This is a genomic window from Actinacidiphila sp. bgisy167, assembly GCF_057707665.1.
Map to the genome: position 1 here is coordinate 1 of NZ_JBYIQP010000142.1, position 7,259 is coordinate 7,259.

The window sequence follows — 7,259 nt, forward strand, 5'->3', positions numbered from 1 at the left end:
TCAGGGCCTCCTGCGCCGAAGGCGACAGATGCCGCGCGTCCCCCACCAGATCGCTCACACATCATCAACGACCCAGAACCCCAACCGTTTCGGATCAATATCGCAGGGCCACGCAACGTCCAGGCGGCGAGCCTCACGGCATGGGCCGCACGCGTAGCGGAGAACAGCGCACCGCACTCCAGCAGGAGTAGCCCGTGCACCTCCCAGTCCACCCGCTGTGTCCGGGGCTCTACGGCGGCGGCCTGGAGCAGCCAGTGCGCCACGGCCAACTGCCGTTCATAGGCGGTCGTCACCATCACGCCGGGGCCGGGCTCCTCGCCGACGTACTGGTCTCTGATCTCACTCGCCATAGCTGCTGGCCCCCAAGCGGCTGCCGGTCTGCTGTTACGGCGAGTACACCGACCGCTACTGTGGTCTTGCTACGACCGGTCAGCACGAAGGTGTTTACCGCGTTTAACGCCCTGCTTGGGAGGGTGACGGAAGTCGTGAATCACTCGCGCGTGCGCAACGACGCACTGCAGGAGGCCTTGCGGGAAGCGGGCCTGAGCTACGAACAGCTCGCCACCACGGTGCGCACCGTGGCGGCCGAGGCCGGCGATTCCTTGAGGACGAACCGGTCAGCTGTAGCCCATTGGATGGCCGGCAAAGAGCCGAACGTCCAGACGGCGGCGTACATTGCGGAGGCGATCTCAAGGAGACTGGGCCGTCACATCGCGCCCGCTCAACTTGGCTTCTCCGTCCCGGAGATGGCCGGACCCCAAGGTGCGCTTGGGACGTCCTTGGGGCCCGATCCGGTAGACATGCTACGTCGCCTCGGGGAGGCCGACATCCAACGCCGCAGTTTCCTCACGAATGCCGCATACAGCGTCGCGGCCGCTGCTCTCCCGCTCGGTATAGAGGAAGCCCTCGACCGCCAGGATCGCGCCCAGCACCTGGGGCCACGCGCAGGCCGCGCGCAGATCGACGCCGTGCAGGACATGACCGACCTGTTCACCAGGATCGACGAGCGCCACGGCGGACAGCACGGGCGGACCGCCGTGGTGCAGTACCTCCGGTCCGACGTCGCTGATCTGTGCCGGGCCGCGTTCTCCAGCGAGGCCGACCACGCGGACGCCCTGTCTGCCGCCGCGGGCGTCGCCTACCTCTGCGGCTGGAAGGCGTACGACGCCGGGGAGCACGGCCTGGCCCAGCGCTACTACCTCCAGGCGTACGCGCTGACCCGCGAGGCCGGCGACGACATGCACGCCGCGTGGATACTGCGCATCCTCGCCCACAACGGCATGGACATCCGCCGCCCGGAGAGCACCGTCGACCTCGCGGACGCCGCGCTCGCCATGGTCAAGGGCAAGGCCGACCCCGCGACCGAGAGCCTGTTCGCGATCACCCGCGCCCGCGCCCTGGCGAACGTCGGGGGCGGCCGTGAGGCGGCCCGTCAGGTCCGCGCGGCACAGGACCTCAGCCGGTCCGGCGACGCCGCCGAGCTGCCCGTGTGGGCGGCGCGCTGGGGTTCCCCGCAGGCGACTGTGGCCTCCCACACGGCGAAGACGTTCCACGCGCTCGGCGACCACGCCAACGCGGAGCGGCACTTCGCGGCATCAGCCCGGCAGCGCCCGGGCACCGGCAACGAGCGCATCGCCGCCCTCACCCTGGCCGCCCAGGGCCGGGAGCAGGCCGCACAGGGCCACGTCGAAGCCGCGTGCGGCACCTGGGGCAAGGCGCTGGACCTCCTCAACGGGGTCCGGTCAGCGCGGGCCGTCGACGAGGTCGCCGGCATCCGCCGCCAGCTCGGCGTGTTCGGCCGCCGCGGCGTCCGTCTCGCACACGACCTGGATGAGCGGGCCCGGGTCTGGCAGGCCGCGCACGCATCCTGACCCGGACACGCCTGCGCCCGCCGGGGTACCACTCCTGGCGGGGCGCTGCCGGGTCCGAGACCGGGCTTCCACGATTCCTTTGTGGGCGGCGTTGCGTGTTTCCGTGAGCTGGCCGTTGTCTGTCAGTTCGGGAGGCATCCGGCGTGGGGACGCGTCTGGAATGTTTACGTGATATGACGTCACTGTAGGAGGTGGGCCTTCGCAGGTCGCTTCCGGCCGAGGACGCTGGTCGGGTGTGAGCGTGCTGCGTCTACTACAGTTCAGCGTGGGCCGTGACTGGCGCTGAGGTGGAGCACCACCGGGGAGCGGTCTGACGAGACGTCGTTGCCGTGCGCCTGGGCGAGTGGTCAGCAACGCCTGGAGGGCAACGATGTCCGCGACTCAGACGGCCCAGCTCATGGATGGCACCAGCCTCGCCAAACGCATCGTCGAAGAGGCTGCTGCCAAGGCGGCGGAGATCTCACGACGAGCGGGAATCAGTCCCTGCCTGGCGACGGTGCTGGTGGGAGAGGACCCCGCCTCGGCCACGTACGTCCGCATGAAACGAGCGCGGTGCGCCAAGGCAGGCATCCAGTCTCGGCATATCGGTCTGCCCGCCACCACCACGACCGCTGAACTGATCGAGACACTCGCGGGCTTGTCCAGCGATCCGGAAGTGCACGGGATCCTGTTGCAGCACCCCTGCGGCCCGCACATCGACGAGCGAGCGGCGTTCGAGGCCATCGCTCCGGAGAAGGACGTCGACGGGGTCACGATGCATTCCTTCGCCGCGATGAGCTTCGCGCTGCCGGGCTTCGTGTCCTGCACTCCGGGCGGGATCATGCGGTTGCTGGAAGCGTACGACGTCGAACTCGCCGGCAAGCACGCCGTCGTGGTGGGGCGCAGCGCGATTCTTGGCAAACCGGCCGGGATGCTCCTGCTCGCTAAGGACGCGACGGTGACGTACTGCCACTCCCGCACGGCTGACCTGTCGGCGATCGTCCGGGAAGCGGATGTCGTGGTAGCAGCCGTCGGACGGCCTCGGTTGATCCGCGGTGAGGAAATCAAACCTGGCGCGGTCGTGATTGACGCCGGCTACAACCCGGGCAACGTCGGAGACGTGGACTACGACACCGCCCTCACCCGAGCTCGTCTGATCACTCCGGTTCCCGGTGGCGTTGGGCCGATGACCATTGCCGTCCTGCTCGCGCAGACCGTGGAAGCTGCCGCGAACCAGCTCGGCATGCAGCGTCGCTGACGCTTCGCCAACCCGGTGATGCCGTGTCCGCAAGGTTGTCGCTCAGAGTGAGAGCCCCCCGCGTGTCGGCCTGGCGGGCGGTTCTGCTGATGGCGGCTCACAACGGGAACGGGCTCGACTTGCGTACCGCGCTCTTGCTTTTGGTCGGCGGGGTCACCACATACATCGCTCTGCTTCACCCCGCCGTCGGCGTCGCCCTCCTGGTCGGCGTCGGCATGGTGAGCCTCCTGCACCTGCTGCTCAAGTAGTGCCCGGCCTGGCCCGGAAACCGCCTGGGAGTCCCGGAGTCACAGACTTCGGGACTCACGCACTCCGGGCGGCGTCCGGCCGACGTCGGGACCGAAGCGTTCGTCGAGCTCGGATCAGCCTGCGGGCGGCGCTCACTGTGGATGGAGTCGAGCCGGGCCGGGGCCGCGGCTGGTTCCGCCGCCGGCCCTGACGAAGGACTTCGATCACTGCAGCAGTCTCGCAGTAGATTTCCTCGTCGGTGCCAAACTGAAGACGCTCGGCAAAGTCTACGACGAACTAAAACTTCTCAAGCGTGCATGTAAAGTCTTGCCCAAGTCTGGGGTATCGAACCGTCTCGCTGATACGCCCTGTGGGACATTCAATGTGCCGGGCCTGCCGCGGCCCGTATGGATGATCGGAAAGTCTGGCGACTGCCGGGAGTGTGCCGAGGCGATCCGCGATAGCCTCGGCGACGGTCAGATCATCAGAATTACTCCACCCACGGGGGCCGGGTTCTTCGGGCCGTACCGCGGGCAGGATACCGCCAGTTGGAACATGGGTAATCATTACGTTGTAGTGCTGAACGGCCGAGTCTATGATGCCTTTACGCCCGCAGGCGGCGAAGCGATCGCTGACTAAAAGGCGCAGTGGGAGTACGGCGATGTGATCAACTTCGGATTTTAGGGAGTTCCATGGATAAAGAATTTATCGAGCGGGTGCAATCCAGGCCGGGCCTTTATGGCCTTGATGGATACAGAAATGCGTACATGTTCCTCGTTGGGTACGATCAGGCTCGTTCGGGTGGGCTTCTCCGTGGATTCACCGAGTGGCTTATCGTGCGCAAAGGGGAATGCTCCGGATTTGGGTGGCAAGCACTTATACTTGACGAGGCGCTATCCGAAATAGAATCCAATGGACTGGGCAAGTTGGAGCATTTGACCGCACGGCAAGAGCAGGAGTGTGTAGACCGGCTACTCGCACTCCTGCTCGAATTCTTGACTATGCGGGATGATGCGCTGAAGCTTGCTCAGATGTACGCACAGTATGCCTCTCTATATGCCATACCGGAAGGCAGGTCATAGGGCATGCAATGGCGTAGCTGAGGGCAATCGCGTGCTTTGATTAGGCCAATCGCGTGCTTTGATTAGGCCTCGAGTAAATCGGTGCTCGACTGGGGTTAAGTCGAGTGCCGAACTACTTGGGGCGGTGCCTGGCGCCTGACTCCATAGGGAGCAGCTCCCGAGACCGCGGCGGTGTGATTGATCGCCCTGCTGCCGCCTCAGTGGAAGGCCTCCACGGTGGAGTGCACGGCACGCGCTGCTGTTGTGAGTGGGTGCGTTGATGGCATTGGGTGGGCGTCAGCGGGACGGGATGCTGGGTGCCTGGTCATGAGGCCGGTCGCGGGCAGGTCCGCTGTCATGAGGTGACCAAGCGGCTGCTGTTCTCTGGCCAGTGTGAAGTGGTCCGGCTGTCATGAAGGTGGCTGTTCTCAATCGTGATCGTGCTGCACCGCGAGGACGCCTACGACAAGACCTCACCCCGCTCCGGCGAGGCCGACCTCATCGTGGCCAAGCACCGCAACGGCCCGACCGCGACCATCACCACGGCATTCCAGGGCCACTACAGCCGGTTCGTGGACATGGCCACCAGCTACTGACACCCCTGTGGGGTCTCAAATCCCGTGGCACAGTCTCATTCGATCTTGGCACATGACGGCAGATCAGCGAGACGCGCAGGTCAGGGGCCTGCGCCCTCGCGAAGGTACGGAGGAAGTGCCACGTTTCGTGAGACTGAGCCGTGTGCCATCGCCGTGAGACAGATCGAAAGCCGCTGGTCAGCGGCCCGGCCTGTGCCACGGGCCGCGAGACCCTACAACCCCTCAGGACGGCACAGGCGGCCTGCTGGCGGTCGATCATCACCCGGATGGCACATCCGGTCATCCAGGGCCATGATCGGCCGCCAGCGGCCCGCACAGATGATCAAGCGCCACATCACAGAAGGAGAACCCGCGGTGGGAATGCTCGGGGACAGCCTCGACAAGGCCGTGCAGGGCGCGTTCACCCGTCCGATCCCGAAGTCGGCCCCGGCGCAGATGCGCTACCTGGTCAAGCAACTCAAAGGCACACGGGCCGCAGCTGAGTTGCTTGGGATCTCGCAGCGGACCGTGGAACGCTACGTCAAGGACCAGATCAAACGCCCCCGCGCCGACCTCGCCACCCGGATAGAGCGCGAGGTACGCCAGCGCTGGCAGCCACAGGTCCGCGCCCGCGCCAAGCAGGCCGCCGCCACCACCGGCGGCATCGTCATCGACACCCGCGCCCGCTTCGGCTTCACCGCCGCACCCGGCAGCACCGACGACGCCCGCCTCCGCCTCATCACCCAAGCCCTCCCACCCGAATACGCCGCCCGCCTCTTCGACGCCCAGGACACCGGCGCCAGCGAGCAGCAACTGCGCGCGATCGCAGCCGAGGGCCTACAGGAGATCTACTTCCGCGACCGCGGCCGACGCGCCGCCGGCCTCGAGGTGGAGTTCACCGACATCGACTACATCGACTTCGAGCTGTAGCAGCAAGTGGAATCCTTGGCCAATGATCACCAACCGCCGTTCACTCGGCACCGGGCCAAGGCCGACCCCACCATCCGCAGCTGCTGCACCGCGGCGCCTCAGTGCCGCCGAGGTCGCTGCCGTCCTGGGCGAGCAGGCCATCACGGCACCGGACTTCGCAGCGGGACTGCGCCGACGGCTGGGCACCGGGCTGCAGGAGACGCAGCTCGAAGCCCCGGAGTGTGACCCGCGAAGTGAAGCTGGGGGTGAGACCTTTTCCGGGTCCCGCCAGGGTCCGAGATGAGCGCTGGCGTGTGGAAGGCCCGCAGCCGGAATCCTGTTCACGCACCGGGGTGAAGGCCGGCGGTTGCGGGGTTGTCAATGACGGAAGCGTAGAACCGGCGCCGGAGACCTGCGGTTTCCTGACTTCTGTCCACAGGCACCCACTTGCTTGCGTAGGGCGGTGGGGAACCGTGGGGCGCGTAGCCCCGCCTGTCCCTACGCGGACACGCGCTGAAGGTTCTGGTCGACCGGTTCGCCTCACTGATTGGGTGTTTGGTTCTATATGCCGGTTTCCGTGGTAGTGCTATTTTTCTGGGGTCCAGGCGTGTGAAACTGCAGGTCGCCGAGTCTGCTCCCCGCACCCGCGGGGATGGTCCCCACGCCACCCTGTCGCAGCGCGACGGCTGGGACTGCTCCCCGCACCCGCGGGGATGGTCCCGACACGGTGACGGAGCCGCCGGGGTTCTGGTCCTGCTCCCCGCACCCGCGGGGATGGTCCCCTGGGCGTGGTCATGGAGGGCGCCTGCGACCGCTGCTCCCCGCACCCGCGGGGATGGTCCCCTGTCCCGACTGCCCGGGCAGCTCATCACCGGCTGCTCCCCGCACCCGCGGGGATGGTCCCATCACCGCGAGCACCGTCATCGGTCACGCTGACTGCTCCCCGCACCCGCGGGGATGGTCCCTCCGGGCGGAAGCCGAATCCTTGATCCGCCCGCTGCTCCCCGCACCCGCGGGGATGGTCCCAGTCCAGCCCGCTCGGCGTGGTGCCGCCCCACCTGCTCCCCGCACCCGCGGGGATGGTCCCATGCCGAAGCCCCGCGACCGGGGGGACGGAATCTGCTCCCCGCACCCGCGGGGATGGTCCCTGGGACTCCTCGGGGCTGACCTGCAGCGCGGTCTGCTCCCCGCACCCGCGGGGATGGTCCCGCGAACGACATCTCGTCGATCAGGCCGGACCGCTGCTCCCCGCACCCGCGGGGATGGTCCCAGCAGGGCCACGACGAGCGCGGCGGCGATGAGCTGCTCCCCGCACCCGCGGGGATGGTCCCAGCAGGGCCACGACGAGCGCGGCGGCGATGAGCTGCTCCCCGCACCC

4 protein-coding genes, 1 pseudogene, 1 CRISPR repeat array and 1 riboswitch are annotated in these 7,259 nt (G+C 67.3%); all 5 genes and pseudogenes read left to right on the forward strand.

The annotated features are described in order from the left end of the window. Positions 1-500 precede the first annotated feature (500 nt). The 5 genes and pseudogenes from AC3ET4_RS29755 to tpg all read left to right on the forward strand — a co-directional run bounded on the left by AC3ET4_RS29755 (position 501) and on the right by tpg (position 5,902). Positions 501-1,871 carry an NsdA family TPR-like regulatory protein gene (locus AC3ET4_RS29755; protein WP_488175979.1) on the forward strand — a complete coding sequence of 457 codons (1,371 nt, stop codon included), beginning with the start codon at positions 501-503 and terminating at the stop codon, positions 1,869-1,871. A 262-nt stretch (positions 1,872-2,133) separates the two neighbouring features. Then, positions 2,134-2,219: riboswitch (ZMP/ZTP riboswitch) on the forward strand. A gap of 22 nt (positions 2,220-2,241) precedes the next feature. After that, the gene (locus AC3ET4_RS29760) at positions 2,242-3,108 is read left to right on the forward strand and encodes a bifunctional 5,10-methylenetetrahydrofolate dehydrogenase/5,10-methenyltetrahydrofolate cyclohydrolase (RefSeq protein ID WP_431954902.1); all 867 of its coding nucleotides are present in this window, start codon (positions 2,242-2,244) and stop codon (positions 3,106-3,108) included. Positions 3,109-3,155: 47 nt separating this feature from the next. Beyond that, complete coding sequence (locus tag AC3ET4_RS29765; RefSeq protein ID WP_431954904.1) at positions 3,156-3,356, forward strand: hypothetical protein; 201 nt, start codon at positions 3,156-3,158, stop codon at positions 3,354-3,356. Positions 3,357-4,828: 1,472 nt separating this feature from the next. Then, a pseudogene (locus AC3ET4_RS29770) lies at positions 4,829-4,993 on the forward strand (DnaB-like helicase C-terminal domain-containing protein); the annotation flags it as partial. A gap of 360 nt (positions 4,994-5,353) precedes the next feature. Then, entirely contained in the window at positions 5,354-5,902 is a 549-nt protein-coding gene (gene tpg / locus AC3ET4_RS29775) for a telomere-protecting terminal protein Tpg (protein WP_431954905.1), read from the forward strand. 610 nt (positions 5,903-6,512) lie between these two features. Continuing rightward, a CRISPR array of direct repeats spans positions 6,513-7,212; the repeat unit is 29 nt; unit sequence CTGCTCCCCGCACCCGCGGGGATGGTCCC. Positions 7,213-7,259: the final 47 nt, after the last annotated feature.

Bases quoted from the DNA above. Each gene is read 5' to 3' on its own strand.
- AC3ET4_RS29760 (WP_431954902.1), top strand. From the start codon at position 2,242: ATGTCCGCGACTCAGACGGCCCAGCTCATGGATGGCACCAGCCTCGCC.
- tpg (WP_431954905.1), top strand. From the start codon at position 5,354: ATGCTCGGGGACAGCCTCGACAAGGCCGTGCAGGGCGCGTTCACCCGT.